The organism is Acidobacteriota bacterium (genome assembly GCA_003696075.1).
Taxonomy (GTDB): domain Bacteria; phylum Acidobacteriota; class Polarisedimenticolia; order J045; family J045; genus J045.
The window spans coordinates 1-15,404 of sequence record RFHH01000011.1 but is presented as its reverse complement, the minus strand read 5'-3'; the positions used below and the strand labels follow the sequence as shown (position 1 = coordinate 15,404).

12 protein-coding genes and 1 tRNA gene are annotated in these 15,404 nt (G+C 71.3%); 5 read left to right on the top strand and 8 right to left on the bottom strand.

Annotated elements, in window-relative coordinates:
- The 6 genes from D6718_00535 to D6718_00510 form a co-directional block, all read right to left on the bottom strand.
- Positions 1 to 431: hypothetical protein (locus D6718_00535; GenBank protein RMG49033.1), on the bottom strand; the 431-nt coding region annotated here is incomplete at its 3' end.
- Positions 431 to 1,363, bottom strand: a complete 933-nt coding sequence (locus D6718_00530) for a PD-(D/E)XK nuclease family protein (protein RMG49032.1) — start codon at positions 1,361 to 1,363, stop codon at positions 431 to 433. The genes D6718_00535 and D6718_00530, both read right to left, overlap by 1 nt.
- A gap of 27 nt (positions 1,364 to 1,390) precedes the next feature.
- A complete protein-coding gene (locus tag D6718_00525; protein ID RMG49031.1) occupies positions 1,391 to 2,755 on the bottom strand; it encodes a cytochrome-c peroxidase in 1,365 nt (454 codons plus the stop codon).
- 753 nt (positions 2,756 to 3,508) lie between these two features.
- Positions 3,509 to 3,585 (bottom strand) — tRNA-Met (locus D6718_00520).
- A 121-nt stretch (positions 3,586 to 3,706) separates the two neighbouring features.
- Positions 3,707 to 4,042: a hypothetical protein gene (locus D6718_00515; protein ID RMG49030.1), complete on the bottom strand. Its 336-nt coding sequence runs from the start codon at positions 4,040 to 4,042 to the stop codon at positions 3,707 to 3,709.
- A gap of 69 nt (positions 4,043 to 4,111) precedes the next feature.
- Entirely contained in the window at positions 4,112 to 5,389 is a 1,278-nt protein-coding gene (locus D6718_00510) for a phosphopyruvate hydratase (protein RMG49029.1), read from the bottom strand.
- A 175-nt stretch (positions 5,390 to 5,564) separates the two neighbouring features.
- Here D6718_00510 and D6718_00505 point away from each other — a divergent pair, with 175 nt between their 5' ends.
- From D6718_00505 to D6718_00485, 5 genes are all read left to right on the top strand, one after another.
- Positions 5,565 to 5,897 (top strand): divalent-cation tolerance protein CutA, encoded by a 333-nt coding sequence (locus D6718_00505; GenBank protein RMG49028.1) that lies wholly within the window; start codon positions 5,565 to 5,567, stop codon positions 5,895 to 5,897.
- Between the two features lie 36 nt (positions 5,898 to 5,933).
- Entirely contained in the window at positions 5,934 to 7,574 is a 1,641-nt protein-coding gene (locus D6718_00500) for a hypothetical protein (protein RMG49027.1), read from the top strand.
- Positions 7,575 to 9,163: 1,589 nt separating this feature from the next.
- Positions 9,164 to 10,417 (top strand): transcription termination factor Rho, encoded by a 1,254-nt coding sequence (gene rho / locus D6718_00495; protein RMG49034.1) that lies wholly within the window; start codon positions 9,164 to 9,166, stop codon positions 10,415 to 10,417.
- A 56-nt stretch (positions 10,418 to 10,473) separates the two neighbouring features.
- A complete protein-coding gene (gene rpoZ, locus D6718_00490) occupies positions 10,474 to 10,785 on the top strand; it encodes a DNA-directed RNA polymerase subunit omega (protein ID RMG49026.1) in 312 nt (103 codons plus the stop codon).
- 6 nt (positions 10,786 to 10,791) lie between these two features.
- Positions 10,792 to 12,204, top strand: a complete 1,413-nt coding sequence (locus D6718_00485) for a leucyl aminopeptidase family protein (GenBank protein RMG49025.1) — start codon at positions 10,792 to 10,794, stop codon at positions 12,202 to 12,204.
- Positions 12,205 to 12,210: 6 nt separating this feature from the next.
- On the opposite strand, the gene D6718_00480 is transcribed toward D6718_00485, so the two are convergent.
- Together D6718_00480 and recG are read right to left on the bottom strand one after the other, a co-directional pair.
- Positions 12,211 to 13,170, bottom strand: coding sequence for a DMT family transporter (locus tag D6718_00480; GenBank protein RMG49024.1), 960 nt, complete (start codon positions 13,168 to 13,170; stop codon positions 12,211 to 12,213).
- Complete coding sequence (gene recG / locus D6718_00475; GenBank protein RMG49023.1) at positions 13,170 to 15,296, bottom strand: ATP-dependent DNA helicase RecG; 2,127 nt, start codon at positions 15,294 to 15,296, stop codon at positions 13,170 to 13,172. Before recG ends, D6718_00480 begins: the two co-directional genes overlap by 1 nt.
- Between the last annotated feature and the right edge of the window lie 108 nt (positions 15,297 to 15,404).

The window sequence follows — 15,404 nt, the reverse complement described above, 5'->3', positions numbered from 1 at the left end:
TCGGCGTCGACGTCCAGCAATCGAGGCCGCGCCGCTGAGCGGCGCCGGGCCGCCGCGGCGGCCGCGCGATGCCGGGCCGAGGTCACGACGGCGGCGGCCTCCGCATGGTCGAAAAAGCGCGCCAGCCTCTCCGGGGCGAGTTGCGGGTCGAGCGGCACCGCCACGGCGCCGGCGTACCAGGTCGCGAACAGGGTGACCGGCCAGGCGGGACGGTTCTCCATCAGGATGGCGACCCGGTCCCCCGGCCCGAGCCCCGCCGCGGCCAGCGCCTCTCCGAGGCGCCGGACGCGGCCGGCGAACCCGGCGCGGCTCATCGCGACGGTGCGCCCGTCGGCGAGCCATTCGAAGAGGGTCTTCGCCGGAGCAGCCTCCGCGTTCCGGCGGATCGGTTCGAGGAGCGGGTCCTCCCTCTCCTTGGGAAGCGGCTCCATCAGGGAACGTCTCCCGGGCCGGCGTCGCGTGTGTACCGGCAGTCGGGAAAGGACTCGCAACCCCAGAACGGCCCCCGCCGGCCGCGCCGCAACCGGAGCGCCCCGCCGCACCGCGGGCAGGTCGGAGCCCGGTCCGCGAATCCCGAGGCCTCGCAGCGATCCCGGTAACCGCACCACGCGCAGAGCTGGGTGGGACGCGGGGGAAAGGACCGCGCCTGGACCACCTCTTCGATCCTCGAGACCAGCGTCCGCTCCGCCCGCGCAGCGACGCCGTCTCCGAAGGACTCCCCGATCCCGCTGCCATCCTCCAGGTAATGGAAGCTCACGCGGATCGGCCCGCCGTGCCGCCGGCGGCAGGCCAGGCCGTAGGCGTGGAGCTGCAAGGCCTCGTCCGGATCGAGGCTGCGCCGGGGGCGGCCCGTCGTCTTGTAGTCGATGACGTGCAGCGTTCCGTCCGGTTCCCGGGCGACCCGGTCGATGAAGCCGGTGAAGCCGAAGCGGCCGCCCAGGACGATGTCGAACCGGCTCTCGAGGGAAACGGTGCTCGTGGTGTCGGCAACGAACCGATCGCGGTGGAACCTCTCCAGCAGCTGGCGCCCCCGCCTCCGGTGGTCTTCGACGCTCTCGCCGGCTCGGACGACCTTCACCGACGGGCCCAGCTCGGCGTCGAAGCGCCGGTCGAACTCCGCCACGAGACCGGACACGCCGGGCCGCTCGCCGGCGTCGCGACGCTCGTAGAGCCAGCGGAGAGCGGCATGAACCGCGGAACCCAGCACGGACTCGACCGTCCGGAACGCCTCCGGCACTCCTTCCAGATAGCGGAAGGCGTACCGTCTCGGGCATTGCCGGAAGGTGGACAGGCGGCTGTAGCTGAACCGGGGACCGCCGCCGGGCGTCATCTCCTCCTCCGCGCCGCCGGGGCGCGAGGGCATTCTACGCTGCGGGAGCCTCGTTCGCGGTCAGTCCCGGACGGGAAGCCCGCTGGGAACCCGTTCGGGAACCGTCCACCGCAGATCGAGGCTGCGCGGGTCGGTCAACGCGCGGAGGAAGGCGACGAGGTCGGCGATCTCTTCGTCCGACAGGTGACGTGGCGCCAACTCGCAGGCGCTCGCGAGCTCCTGGCGCTGGCGTTCGTCCTCGAGCGCGCGGAGGTCGAGCTCGTCCAGATCGGGGCGCGAGGGCAGCACGAGCTGGCCGGGATCGTACTCCTCCAGAGCGGTGACCGGATCGAGCATGTGCCGGACGACGGCCTCCAGGGTGTCGTACGCCCCGTCGTGGCCGTACGGTGCGGTGAGGGCGACGTTCCGCAACGAAGGCGTCCGGAAGCGGAAGCGGTCGCGGGGATCACCGGTGACCCGCTCCCGCCCGTAGTCGCCGTAGCCGCCGGGGCCGTCCCCCTTGCCCGGCCCCACCTGAGGCATGGCGACCGCGTGATACCGGTGATCGGTGAGCAGCGGCCCGGAGTGACAGCGGCCGCACTCCGCCTTGCCGAAGAACAATTGCAGGCCGCGGCGCTCCGCAGGGGTGAGAGCCGTGCGGTCGCCGCGAAGGTAGCGGTCGAACCGGCTTCCATCGGCGCGGAACGCCACGGTCTCGAAGGCGGCGATCGCGTTCGCGGCGTCGACGAACCGGATCGGAGCCCCCCGCCGCACGTCGGGGTACGCCTCGGCGAAGAGCCGGCGGTAGGCCGGGATCGCCTCGAGCCGGGCCGCGAGAAGACCCCAAACCCCGTCCGGTCCCGCCAGGCGGCCCGCTGCGGCGGCGTCAGCGATCTCGTTCTCCCCGGGCTGCCCCGCCATCTCGGTGGAAGAGGCGACCGGGAACATCGCCTGGGCGGCGAGAACGCTCTCGAGACCCTCCGGCAACTGGTCTCCTGCGGGGGTCCGGTAACCGGACGGGCTCGACGGATCGATCTCCACCCGTCCGTCGAGGAACAGGGCCCGGTAGGCCCTGGCACCGATGTTGAACAGGGGCGGCGCGTTCCTCGGAACCCGCGCGGGGATCGCCGATGCGCCGCGGCCCGTGTCACGGGTGACACCGAGGCCGCGTCCTCCCTCGCCCACCGGCAGGGAGAGACCGTCTCCGGTGCCGGCGAGCGCGTGGTGGCAGGTCGCGCAAGAGATGTTGCGGTTGCCCGACAGGATCTTGTCGTAGAAGAGATAGCGGCCGAGTTCGACCTTCGCCGGATCGGGGCGCCCGTCGTCCAGGAAGTCCCGGTCGGTGAGCCCACCCGCCGGAAGGCCGACGGCGACCACCGGCCCTTCCGCCGCCGCAATCGGCGCCGAAAGGGCGCCCAGCACCGGAAGGAGTGCGAGAGCGCGCATCGTCCCTCCCCGCGGCCATGACGGCGCGCGCCGGCCACGCCGTTCCCGCAGGGGGGTCGGTCCGCATGGCCCGCGCCGTGAGCGCGAACCCGCCGCCGCTCGACCCCGTGCCGAGGTGGCCGGCCCGCCTTGCACCTCCACACCCCGATACGAGCGGAGGCTAGGGCCGGGCAAGTCCCCTGGGCAGAGGACGGCGGAACACTTTCCAGGGCTCTCTCGACGCCCGGAACCCACACCCCCGACCGGCCTCGCTCATCGGGGCGCGAAAAGCCGGCGGGTTACCGGCGCCGCCCGTCGGCCGCGCCGATCCGGGTCCAGCCGGAATCGGAGCCGCTCTTCCGCGAGCGGCCGGAGGTGCATCCCCGATGGCGCATTTTTCGGATGCAGCCCTCCGAGTACCCGGATCTTGCGGCCGTGGGAGGTGCATCCCCAATGGTGCGTTTTCGCATCCAAACCGCTGATCGCTGGGAGGTTGCGGTCCCGAACGGCTCGGTGCCGGAAAAATCGGGCGAACTCTTTGTCCGGCAACGAGTTGGACAGGATTTCGCACCATCGAGGATGCACCTCCGACCGGTCCCGCCGCCGGGCGGGGGGTCCGGGGCGATGCGGCACCGGACCGCTCCGGCGCCGGTTCTCCGCACCCGCCGGTGGGGAAGCTGCGTTCGCTTCGCTATGCGCGGAAGACTCGATGCGGGCGCGAGAGCGCCCGCGTGTCCGGCTCGGTCCCGCTGACCGGATCGAATCGCCGGCGGTTGGTAGCGGGGGGGGGATTTGAACCCCCGACCTTTGGGTTATGAGCCCAACGAGCTACCAGACTGCTCCACCCCGCGACCTTTGTACCGGCGAATCGTCGCCTCTTCGGCGCGATTCGGCAGGATTCTACGGACCGGCACGCGCGGCTGTCAAACCCGCGGGGGCGCCCGCTCCGGCCCGCACCTGCGCGCCGCCCCCTCAGCGGTCGAGCGGGTCCGGGTCGTCGACGATGAGGACCAGTTCCCCGGGTCGCTGGTAGTCGAGTTCCGTGCGAACGGCGCTTTCGATCGCGAGGTCGTCGTGCGCGAGCGCTTCGACCTCGGCGCGAAGCCGCCGGTTCGCGGCCTCCTCCTCGGCGACCACCCGCTGGAGCCGAACCAGGTAGGCCCGGCGCTGGATCTGCCGGATCAGCCCCTCGGCGCCGAACAGCGCTTGCATCCAGAGGAGAGCGGCGACGACCAGATACGCCCAGCGCCACGCGCGGCCGCTCGCTCCTCCGCGCCCGGCGTCACCGTGCTGCTCCCGCTCCCTCAACGGTCCCGACCTCCGGCGGCATTCTAGCGTGCGGCCCGCCGCCGCCGGGCCGCACGCGTCGCCCGGAACTCAGCCGCCGTACGGGGCGCGGCCCGCGAAGCGGGCACCCGGCCCGAGGTCTTCCTCGATGCGCATCAGCTCGTTGTACTTCTCCGTCCTCTCGCCACGGGCCGGGGCTCCGGTCTTGATCTGCCCGGCGCCGACCGCCACGGCGAAGTCCGCGATGAAGGTGTCTGCCGTCTCGCCGGAACGATGGCTGATGACCGTTCCGTATCCCGCCGACTGCGCCATCGCCACCGTTTCGAGCGTCTCGGTCACGGTGCCGATCTGGTTCAGCTTGATGAGGATCGCGTTCGCGATGCCGTTCTCGATGCCGCGAGCGAAGATCTCCGGGTTCGTGACGAAGATGTCGTCCCCCACCAGCTGGATCCGCCCGCCCAGGGTCTCGGTGAGGTGGCGCCACCCGTCCTCGTCGCCCTCGGCGAGGCCGTCCTCGATGGAGACGATCGGAAAGTCGTCACACAGCTTCCCGTACCACGAGGTCATCTCCTCGGCGGTGAGTGTCTTCCCTTCCCCGCGGAGGTGGTACCGGCCGTCTTCGTAGAACTCGCTCGCTGCGGCATCGAGCGCCAGGGCGACGTCCTCGCCCGGCCGGTAGCCCGCCTTCTCGATGGCCGCCATCAACAGGTCCAGCGCTTGCCGGTTCGACTCCACGTTCGGGGCGAATCCCCCCTCATCGCCGATGGCCGTTGACAGGCCTTTCTCCTTCAGAACCCGCTTGAGCGTGTGGTAGACCTCCGCTGCGCAGCGGATCGCTTCGGCGATGCTCGGCAGCCCGCAGGGGACGATCATGAATTCCTGGATATCGAGGTTGTTGTCGGCGTGCGCCCCGCCGTTGATGACGTTGAGCTGGGGCGTCGGCAGCAGAGACGCCCGGACTCCTCCGAGATACCTGTAGAGGGGCTGCCCCGTCAGTCCTGCAGCCGCCCGCGCCGTGGCCATGCTGACGCCCAGGATCGCGTTCGCTCCGAGGTTCCGCTTGCTCGGCGTGCCGTCCTTCTCGATCAGCACCCGGTCGACGTTCGCCTGATCGGTCGGATCGAGCCCGAGGACCGCCGGGCCGAGCGTGTCGATCACGTGCCGGACGGCCTTCCGCACGCCCTTCCCGCCGTAGCGCGCCGGCTCGCCGTCCCGTAGCTCCAGCGCCTCCCGGCTTCCGGTGCTCGCCCCGGAAGGAATGGACGCGCGCCCGACGATCTCGTCGTCGACCGTGACCTCCACTTCCACGGTGGGATTGCCGCGGGAGTCGAGAACCTCCCTCGCATGGACTCCGGTGATCTCTGGCATGATGAAACCCCCTCGGCCGCGCCCGGTGCGGCCCGCGGGCGGGGCGGTAGTCTACCCCCGGAAGAGCCGTCGCGGGGCGTGCCGGCGGGGGACCGAGCGCGGTCCCGGCGGATCGCCGGAGGCCGCCGGGCGGCTCCCGGAACCGCGGAGGCCGGGGCCCGACGGAGGCACGATCATGGCCGACTCGAACCTCCCACCCGTCATCGTGGTTCTCTGCACGGTACCGCGGGAGGACATCGCCGCCGATCTCGCCCGGATGCTGGTCGAGCGGCGCCTGGCCGCCTGCGTGAACGTCGTTCCCGGGCTCCGATCGTTCTACCGCTGGCAGGGGGAGACACAGGACGATCGGGAGGCGCTCCTGGTGATCAAGACGCGGAGGGACCTGTTCGACGACCTCGCGCGAACGCTGGCCGGGGAGCATCCGTACGACGTGCCGGAGGTGGTCGCCCTCCCGGTCGACGACTGCCACCGGCCGTACTGGGAATGGCTGGTCGAGTCGGTCGGCTGAGCGGACGCCCCGGCGATCGAAACCTACACTCTCCTCGTGGACCGCCGTTTTCCATGCGCCCTCGCGCCGATTCTTCTCCTGTCGGCGGTTGCGGCGGCCCCGGCGGGCGCGGGGACCGGTGAGCCCGGAATCTGCCGCCCCGACCGGCCGATCCGGCGGATCGTCATCGAGAGGGTCCCCGTCTTCGATCTGGAGGACGACGGAGGACACCTGCGGGGTCTCTACCGGGCCGCCAACCTCCTCCACCGCCCGATGCAGACGCGGGCGGCCACCATCCGGTCGCTCCTGACCATCCGCGAGGGGGAGCCCTGTTCCCGCGAAGCGCTGGAAGAGGCGGAACGGGTTCTCAGGTCCTACATCTTCGTCCAGGATGCCTGGGTGACGCCCGCGGGGATCGAGGACGGCGGCGTGGTGGTGCGGGTGCGCGTCCAGGACGCCTGGTCGACGAGAGTGCGCCTCTCGGCGCGCCGCCAGGGAGGGGCGTCCAAGACGGCGTTCGGCCTGCGCGAGGTCAACCTGTTCGGAACGGGCTCGCAGCTGCAGTGGACCAGCTCACGCGACCAGGACCGCTCGGAGACGGTGTTCACCTTCCTCGATCCGGCGCTCGGCCCGACGAAGTGGCGGCTGCTCGCCCGATACGGTGACAACTCCGACGGCCTGACACGGGAGCTCTCCGTCGGCCGGCCCTTCTACGAACTCGACGGTCGCTGGGAGTTCCTGATCGACGCCGACTCGGCGGCGCGCGAGGAGAAGGTCTACGTGGGTGGGGAGATCGCGGACCGCTGGCGTGTCCGGCGGAACAGAGCCCGCGTCTCGTTCGGCTGGTCCCCGCGAGGTCTCGAGGGCAGCCGGCTGCGCCGCTGGTACCTCCGCGCGGGCGTTCGGGAGGAGTCCTGGACGCCGGCGGCCGGCGCGGCCCCTGCCCGGCCCGACCTGGCGCCTCTGGACCGGGATCAGCTCTGGCTCGGCGCGGGCCGCGAATGGTTCGACATCGACTTCCGGCGCGTGTCGCTGATCGATACCGGGCGCCGCGTGGAGGACCTGGATCTGTCCCGGCGCGTGGCGATCGGGATCGAGTTCGGCGCCGGCCGCGGCGAGGCGGCGGGCGGCGGGACGCTGATCCTGGAGGCACGGGACGGTTTCCAGACGGGCCGGGACGCCTACCTCCTGCTCGGCGCGCGCCATCGCGTCGAACGGCTGGGTTCCCGATTCGTGGACGCGGAGACCGAGCTCCGGGCCCGGTACGTCCAGAAACCCTCGCCTCTGACCGCCCTGAACCTCGACCTCCAGGCCTTCCGGGGCAGCGCCCTGGAGGGCCCGAGGCGGCGGCTGATGGGTGGGGACACCGGTCTGCGCGGCTACCCGTCCCGCGCCTTTTCCGGGGACCGGGCGCTGCTGCTGCGGGCCGAGTTCCGCTACTTCGCTCCCTGGTCGGTGGGGAAGCTCTTCCGATTGGGCGCGGTCGCCTTCGCCGAGCTCGGTGGAGCGTGGGACCGCGGCCACCGGCTCGGAGCCGAGGTTCTGCACCCGGACGTCGGGATCGGCCTGCGGGCGTACGTCAAGCCCTCCTCGGGCGGAACGACCCTCCACCTCAACGCGGCGTACCCGCTCCACCGGGAGGTCGCGGGGCGGCACTTCGGGCTGCAGGTCTCCTTCCTCGCCGCCCGGAGCTTCTGAAACGCGCGGCAGCGGATCTTCCGGGGCACGCATCGCCGCCGCCGGCGTGGGGTCGCGCGGGCGAAGGGAGGCCGGCCGCACGCCGGGGACCGCCCGCCCCCGGTGTGGGGCGCCTCTCCGATGGCGCATCGCCCTGCCGAAGTCGCAGGGGGATCGGAGGATCCGGTCCCGGTTCGATCGATGCCCGAAGACCGGGCCGAAGTGTCCGCCGTTCATCGAGTTAGGCAGAGTTTCGCACCATCGGGGACCACCTCCGGCCTTGCGGGGCGGGCCGGCGGTTCGCTGCCGGTCCCTCCGGCCCCTCGCGGCCTGCCTCGGGCGAACGCGACGCCGGATCGTGAGGGCCGCCGCACGACGCGGGCCAGCGGTTCCGGCCGGATCGCGCACGAAAGGCGTGGGACGTGCATCCGCAATGGTGCGCTTTCCGATCGAAGCCGTTGGGAGTTCAGGGGTTACGCTCTCGAGCGGCTCGAAGCCGGCGGGCCGGGCCGAACTGGCTGTCCTCCTTCGGGTTGCACCGCGTTTCGCACCATCGAGGGAGCACCTCCGGGGCCGTGGGAGCGCGCCGGGGGCGGGGCTTCCGCGGTGGCCGGGGTACGGTGGCACCTTCCACCAGTCGCGAGGTCCCCCGAGGCCGCCGTGATCCATCCGCTTCATGGTCCCCGCCGGCCGGCTGCGGAGCGATGGCCCCGCGCAACCCTTCTCGGGTGCATCCTCGACGGTGCGACCCCCCGGCCAATGTCCTGAAAACAAAAGCTCTTCGACGGCCGCCGTGGCCGGACACCCGCGGAACTCCCGACTCCCTTCGGCGCGACGAATTGCCTCGCACAGCGCACCCCCGGGGAAGCACCTCCCTTCGCTGGGGAAGCAGATCTTCAACCTCGATGGTGAGGCACGCTTCGCAACTCGCTGTCGGATAGAGGTTTCGGCCGACCTCGCCGGTATCGACCTTTTCGGGACCACAGCCTCCCAGCGTTCGGCGGTTTGGGCGCGAGAACGCAGCGTCGGGGGGTGCACCTCGCGCGGAAACGGCCCCGCCAGCCGGCCCACCGGCGGGCCACCGGGCCTCCTCGCGCCCACCTCCGGAGGGACCACTCCCTCGCGGGCCGGAAGGGAGCACCCTTCGCTCCCCGCCCCCCGCGAGGATGTCCCGCTCGAGCCGCGCTCCCTCCCCGGTGCCGGCCGCTCGCTCGACCCCTGGCGCCGCCGGGCCCCGCGCACGGGCGTTCGGGCCGACTCGCCGGACCCGGACCAGGTCCGCGACGGTCGACCCGGAAGAGGTCGGGACGGACGCCTCGCGCCGTCGACAACGCCCTCCCAGGCGGCGTCGTCCGGCGCGCCCGTCGAGTTCGCCGCGCGGCGCCGCGCCGGGCCTTCGCGCGGGCGATCCGGCACCGCGGCGCCGGCCGGGGCTCGCTTGACAGCTCTCCCCCGCGCGCCGTAGCATTCAGCGTCTTCCCGCAAGAAAGACCCCGAGTTCAAATCCGAACGAGGCCGAGGCTCCGCGCAGGACGCGGAGCGGCCGTGCGACGATCGTGGCCAATCAGACGACGCCAAAAGAGAAGGTCGGCAACGGCACCGCCGAGGCGATCTCGCTGAACGAGCTGACGCGGATGCCGATCGACGAGCTCGCGGCGCTGGCCCGGCAGCTCGGGCTCCGGCACACCGGCGGACTGCGCAAGCAGGATCTGATCTTCGAGATCCTCCAGCACCATGCGGAGAAGCGCGGCCTGGTGCTCGCAGAGGGTGTGCTGGAAGTGCTCCCGGAGGGCTACGGCTTCCTCCGCTCGCCGGACTACAGCTACCTGCCGGGTCCCGACGACGTCTACGTCTCGCCGTCGCAGATCAGCCGATTCTCCCTGATGACCGGCAACGTGGTGGCCGGCCTGGTCCGCCACCCGAAGCCGGACGAGAAGTACTTCGCGCTGATCAAGGTCCAGTCGGTCAACGGGAAGGATCCTGAGCTGTCGCGCGACCGGATTCTCTTCGAGAACCTCACGCCTCTCTACCCGATGGAGCAGATCCGCCTCGAAACGACGCCCGACAATCTGACGGGACGGGTCATGGATCTGCTGACACCGGTCGGCAAGGGCCAGCGGGGGCTGATCGTCGCCGCGCCGCGGACGGGCAAGACCATGCTGCTCCAGTCGGTGGCCAATTCGATCTCCACCAATCACCCGGAGATCGAGTTGATCGTGCTCCTCATCGACGAGCGCCCCGAGGAGGTCACCGACATGCGGCGCACGGTCGACGGCGAGGTCATCTCGTCCACGTTCGACGAGCCGGCGACGCGTCATGTGCAGGTGGCCGAGATGGTGATCGAGAAGGCCAAGCGCATGGTGGAGTACGGCAAGGATGTCGTGATCCTGCTCGATTCGATCACCAGGCTCGCCCGCGCCTACAACGCGGTGCAGCCGCCCTCGGGGAAGGTCCTGTCCGGCGGACTCGACGCGAACGCCCTGCAACGCCCCAAGCGTTTCTTCGGAGCGGCACGGAACGTCGAGGAGGGCGGATCGCTCACCATCCTGGGCACCGCGCTCATCGACACCGGTTCGCGGATGGACGAGGTGATCTTCGAGGAGTTCAAGGGCACCGGAAACATGGAACTTCACCTCGACCGGCGCCTCGCGGACCGGCGGGTCTTCCCGGCCATCGACATCACCAGGTCGGGAACGCGGAAGGAGGAGCTGCTGCTCGATCAGGACACACTGAATGCGGTGTGGATCCTGCGGAAGGTGCTGACGCAGATGAACGACATGGAGGCGATGGAGCTTCTCCTCGACCGCCTCAAGAAGACCGATTCGAACGCGGCGTTCATCCAAATGATGCGCGAGGGCCGCTGAGGTCCCGCGCGGGCGCAGGCCGGCTCCGGCCGGGCTGCGACGGAGGTCGACGACACGTGGACAAGCCGATCGAAGATGCGCTGAAGAAGATCCCGAACCGCTTTCTTCTGACCACGGTCGTGGCGCGCCGCTGGGAGAGCCTCGTGGCCGGGAGTCCCCCGCTGGTGGAGGTCCGGCCCGGCATGTCCAAGATCGATATCGTGCTGCGCGAGATCCTCGAGGACCGGGTGACGGTCGATCCGGAGTCGAAGAAGATCGTCCTCGCCGGCGAGCCGGAGGTCGAAGAGCACGACGAGCCTCTGTTCAACGAGCCGCTCGTGCCCGACAGCGAGAGCATCCAGCGCGCCGTGAAGCCGGAAGGGGAGTAGCTCCCGATGCCGCTGCGCCTGGCGGGGCGCTCCCCGGCGAGGAGCGAGGCTCGGCTCCAGATCGGCGACGAGGGTCTGCCGCCGGCGCTCAGGCACGAGGTCGACCGGCAGTGGGGCGCCTCTCCGGTCGCGGTGACCGCCACGCTGGGACTCCTGGAGGAGTCGCTCCTCGTCGCGGTCAAGCCGCCCCAGTGGGGCGATCCGGCTGCCGTCGCGCGCCGGTTCGCCCGGGCCGGGCGGGCGCTCACGCGGGAACGCGTGCAGCGGGCTGTCTTCGCTCTCCGAGACGTCCCGGACGACAGCCTGATGCCCCTCATCCTCGGCCTGAGCCGGGGCCTGTACCGCTTCGACCGGTACAAGACCGGACCGCGGCCGGCCCCGCCCATGGTCTCTCTCTTGTCGAACCGCCGCGGATGGCCCGCATCCGCCCACCGGGCACTCGCGATCGCCGAGGCCACCGCGTTCACCCGCGATCTCGTCAACACCCCCGCCGAGGACATGGGGCCGGACGAACTGGAGGCCGAGGCCCGACGGGTCGCCCGCGCCGGCGGCTTGAAGGTGAAGGTGCTGCGCGCCGGCCGCTGCGCCCGGATGGGCATGGGCGCGTTGACCGCGGTGGGCCGGGCGAGCCCCCGTGCCCCGCGCATGATCGTCCTCGAGTACGAGGGGGCCCCCGGATCGTCCGACGTTCTCTCCTTCGCGGGCAAGGGCATCTGTTTCGACACCGGGGGGCTCGACCTCAAGACCGCCTCCGGGATGCTCCTGATGAAGAAGGACATGGGAGGAGCGGCGACGATCCTCGGCGCGGCGCAAGCGATCGCCGCTCTCGAACCGGAGGCCAACGTCCGCTTCTACATCGCGGCTGCCGAGAACGCCGTGGCGGGCAACGCCCTCCGGCCGGGCGACGTCGTCCGTGCCCTCGACGGAACCACCATCGAGATCGGGAACACCGACGCCGAAGGGCGGCTGGTGCTGGCCGACGCCGTCGCGCTCGCCGTTCGCGAGGGCGCCACGCGCATCGTGGACGTGGCCACGCTCACCGGCGCCGCGATGATCGCCTTGGGGCGCGTCCGCGTGCCCCTTCTCGGCAACGACGAGTCGCTCCTGACCGACCTCGAAACCGCCGCCGCCGAGGTCGGGGAGCGCGTTTGGCGCCTGCCGGCCGATCCCGAGTACCGCGAAGCGATCAAGGGCAAGGTCGCGGACCTGCGAAATGTCGGCCGTCGCGGCGAGGCCGGCGTCATCGCCGGGGGGCTGTTCATCGGCCATTTCGCCGGCCGCACGCCCTGGGCCCACCTCGACATCTCCCCCGCGTCCTGGTCGGACGGCAGGGATGGCGACGGCCCCGAGGGAGCGACGGGCGTGATGGTGGCGACGCTGGTCCGCCTCGCCCTCGGAGACCTGCGCGAGCCGGCCTGATCGCTCTCAGCCGCCACGCCAGCGCGGATATCGATCGCCGCCGGCGGGGGTCGGCACCCGGACCGCCGCGTACACGCCGGCGCAGACGAGCAGCCCGCCGCCGATCACGCGCATCCCCGGCCGTTCGCCGAAACAGGCCGTGGCGAGACCTGCCGCGACCAGCGGCTGCAGATAGATGAACAGCGCGACCTCGGAAGAGGCGGCCCGAGCCAGCGCCCAGTAGTTCAGCAGGTAGGCGCCGACCGTCGGGCCGACGACGATGAACACCGCGAGGCCCCACGCCTCGGCGGAGACCTCGCCCGGACGGAAACCTGGCAGCTCCGGCGCGGCCACGGCCAGCACGCCCCCCGCACCGAAGAGGAAGAGCAGTGCCGTGACTCCGAGGGGATCGTTCCGCGCCACCACCGGCTTGCTCAGGACGAGGAACAGCGCGAACGACGCCGCGTTCAACGCCGTGAGCAGGTCGCCGGCCACGCGCACCGGCTCCGCGGCCGCCGAGCGAGGATCGATGATGGCCAGAGCTCCGGCGAACGCCAGCGCGACGGCCAGAACCCGCCGCCGGTCGACTCGCTCCTGTCGCAGGAGGATCGCGATCAGCAGCGTGAGGACGGGAATCGTCGTGTTGATCAGCGCCGAGTGGGTGGGACTCGTCCGGCTCAGCCCCTCGACGAAGCAGACCTGATTGATCACGACTCCGAACAGCGACAACCCCGCCACCGCCAGGCGGTCCTGTCTTCGGGGCCACCGTCGCCGGCCGAGCCGCACCGCCGCCGCCAGCAGGACCGCCGCCGCCGCCACTCGCGCCAGCGCCCACACCCTCGGTTCGATCTCCTCCAACAGCCGCTTGGCGGCCAGATAGTGGAGTCCGAACAGGATCTGGACCGTGATCAGGGCGGCGGCGACGCGCCCGCGCGCCCGGCCCGCCGGGCGGCAGGGGTCGCCCGTGTCGACCGGAGGGCACGGCATCAGCCGATATCCGCCAACCGCAGGCGTTCGCCGTGACGGCGCATCACTTCGCGGAGGAGATCTTCGGGGAGCCCCCCCTCCCCCAACCGCTCGACGAGTTCGAACGCCTGTTCCCGCGCGGCGAGCAGCAGCGACTGGTGCCGGACGATATCCGCGACCTTGAAGGAGGGCATGCCCGACTGGGCGGTGCCCGCCAGTTCGCCCGGGCCCCGCAGTTCGAGATCCTTCTCGGCGACCCGAAATCCGTCCGCGGTCGCCTCCAGGACGGCGAGCCGCTCGAGTGCGGCGGCCGAGGCATCCGGAGATGCGATGAGCACGCAGTACGACGCGAGTTCTCCTCGTCCCACCCGGCCCCGGAGCTGGTGAAGCTGCGCGAGACCGAACCGGTCGGCGTCCTCGACGACGATGACCGACGCTTCGGGCACATCGATCCCGACTTCGATGACGGTCGTCGCGATCAAGATCTGGGCCTTCCCTTCGGCGAACAGCGCCAGGTTCCGATCCCTCTCGGCGGCCTTCATCCGCCCGTGGACCATGACCGCGTTCGCCTGCGGAAACCGCCGCCGGTATTCCTCGAGTCCTTCCTCCGCCGCCCGCCGGCCCCCGGCACCCTCCTCGATGACCGGATGGACGACGTAGATCCGCCGTCCCTGGGCCAACGCCCGCGCGACCCCTTCCATGACGCGTTCCCGCTGATCGGCGGTCCGAACGACCGTCCGGATCGGCTTCCTTCCGGGAGGTTTTTCGTCGAGAATCGATACGTCGAGATCGCCGTAGATGACCATGGCGAGCGTCCGGGGGATCGGCGTGGCCGACATCACCAGGACGTCGGGATGTTCGCCCTTCGCCACCAGGTCGGCGCGCTGCACCACGCCGAACCGGTGCTGCTCGTCCACGACCACCAGGCCGAGGCGGGCGAAGGATGTCTTCTCGGAAACGAGGGCGTGGGTGCCGACGATCAGCCGCGAACGCCCGGTCCGCACGCGCTCGTCGGCCCGCCGGCGTTCGGCCGCCGGAAGTCCCGCCGTGAGCAGCTCCACCTTGACGCCGGCCGGGAGCAACAGTTTCTGGAGGTTGCGGGCGTGCTGCGTGGCCAGAACCTCGGTCGGGGCCATCAGCGCCGCCTGGTAGCCGTTCTCCACCGCGATCATCATCGCCAGGGCCGCGACCACCGTCTTGCCGGAGCCGACGTCACCGAGCAGGAGCCTGTTCATCGGAGAGGGGCGGGCGAGATCGTCCTCGATCTCGGCGAGCACACGTCGCTGCGCCGAAGTCAACTCGAACGGGAGGAGCCGAAGGAGCCGGTGCCGCAGGGCGTCATCGATCCGGTAGCCGGACCCACGCCGTTCCCGCCGCGTGCGGCGGCGCCGCAACGCCAGGCCGAGCTCGAGAAGGAAGAATTCGTCGAACGCGAGGCGCACGTGCCCCGGGGTCCGCCGCTCCTGAACCGCCTCCGCCGGGAGATGCCCGGGCGGCGCGTGCACGAGCCGGTACGCGTCGCCACGAGGAATCAGACCCAGCCGCTCGCGGACGTCCTCCGGCACCGGGTCCGGAATTTCCTCGAGGTTGTCGAGCACGACCCGCAGGAGACCGCGCAACCGCCGGGGCGTGAGAGGTCCCAGCTTCTCGTACACCGGGAGCCAGCCCAGCACCGCTTGCGGGTCCTCCCCCTCCGCTACGACATCGAAGGACGGCCCGTGCAGCTCCAGACCGCGGTCGGTCATCCGGGGCGTGCCGTAGGCGACGAGCCGGAGCCCCGGCCGGATCCACTCCGCGAGGTAGCCTCGGTTGAAGAACTTCACCGGAAGGGTGGCGGTGCCGTCGTCCAGCAGAACGGTGAGGATCTCCATCCGCCGTCCTCGCGTCCGGATCAACCGGACGTCGGCGACGCGCGCCACCACCGCCGCCCGCTCGCCCGCCGTGAGCTCGGCAATCGGCACGGGCCGGCGCCGGTCCTCGTATCGGAAGGGAAGATGGTCCAGAAGGTCGCCGACGGTCCGGACGCCGCGCTCCGCCAGGTCGGCCGCCCAACGCGGCCCGATACCACGGACCCGGCCGATCGGATCCTCCCAGCGAAGCGAGCCGCCGGAAGCGCGGCTGCGGTTGGGGGCGTCGTCCGCGGGCATCGGCGCAGACGTTAGCACGGCACGCTCCCTGTGGAACCCGGAGGTGCTTCCGCAATGGTGCGCGGCCGCGCCGGCGGGGCGCAGGTGCTGCCTGTTCCATGCCACCTC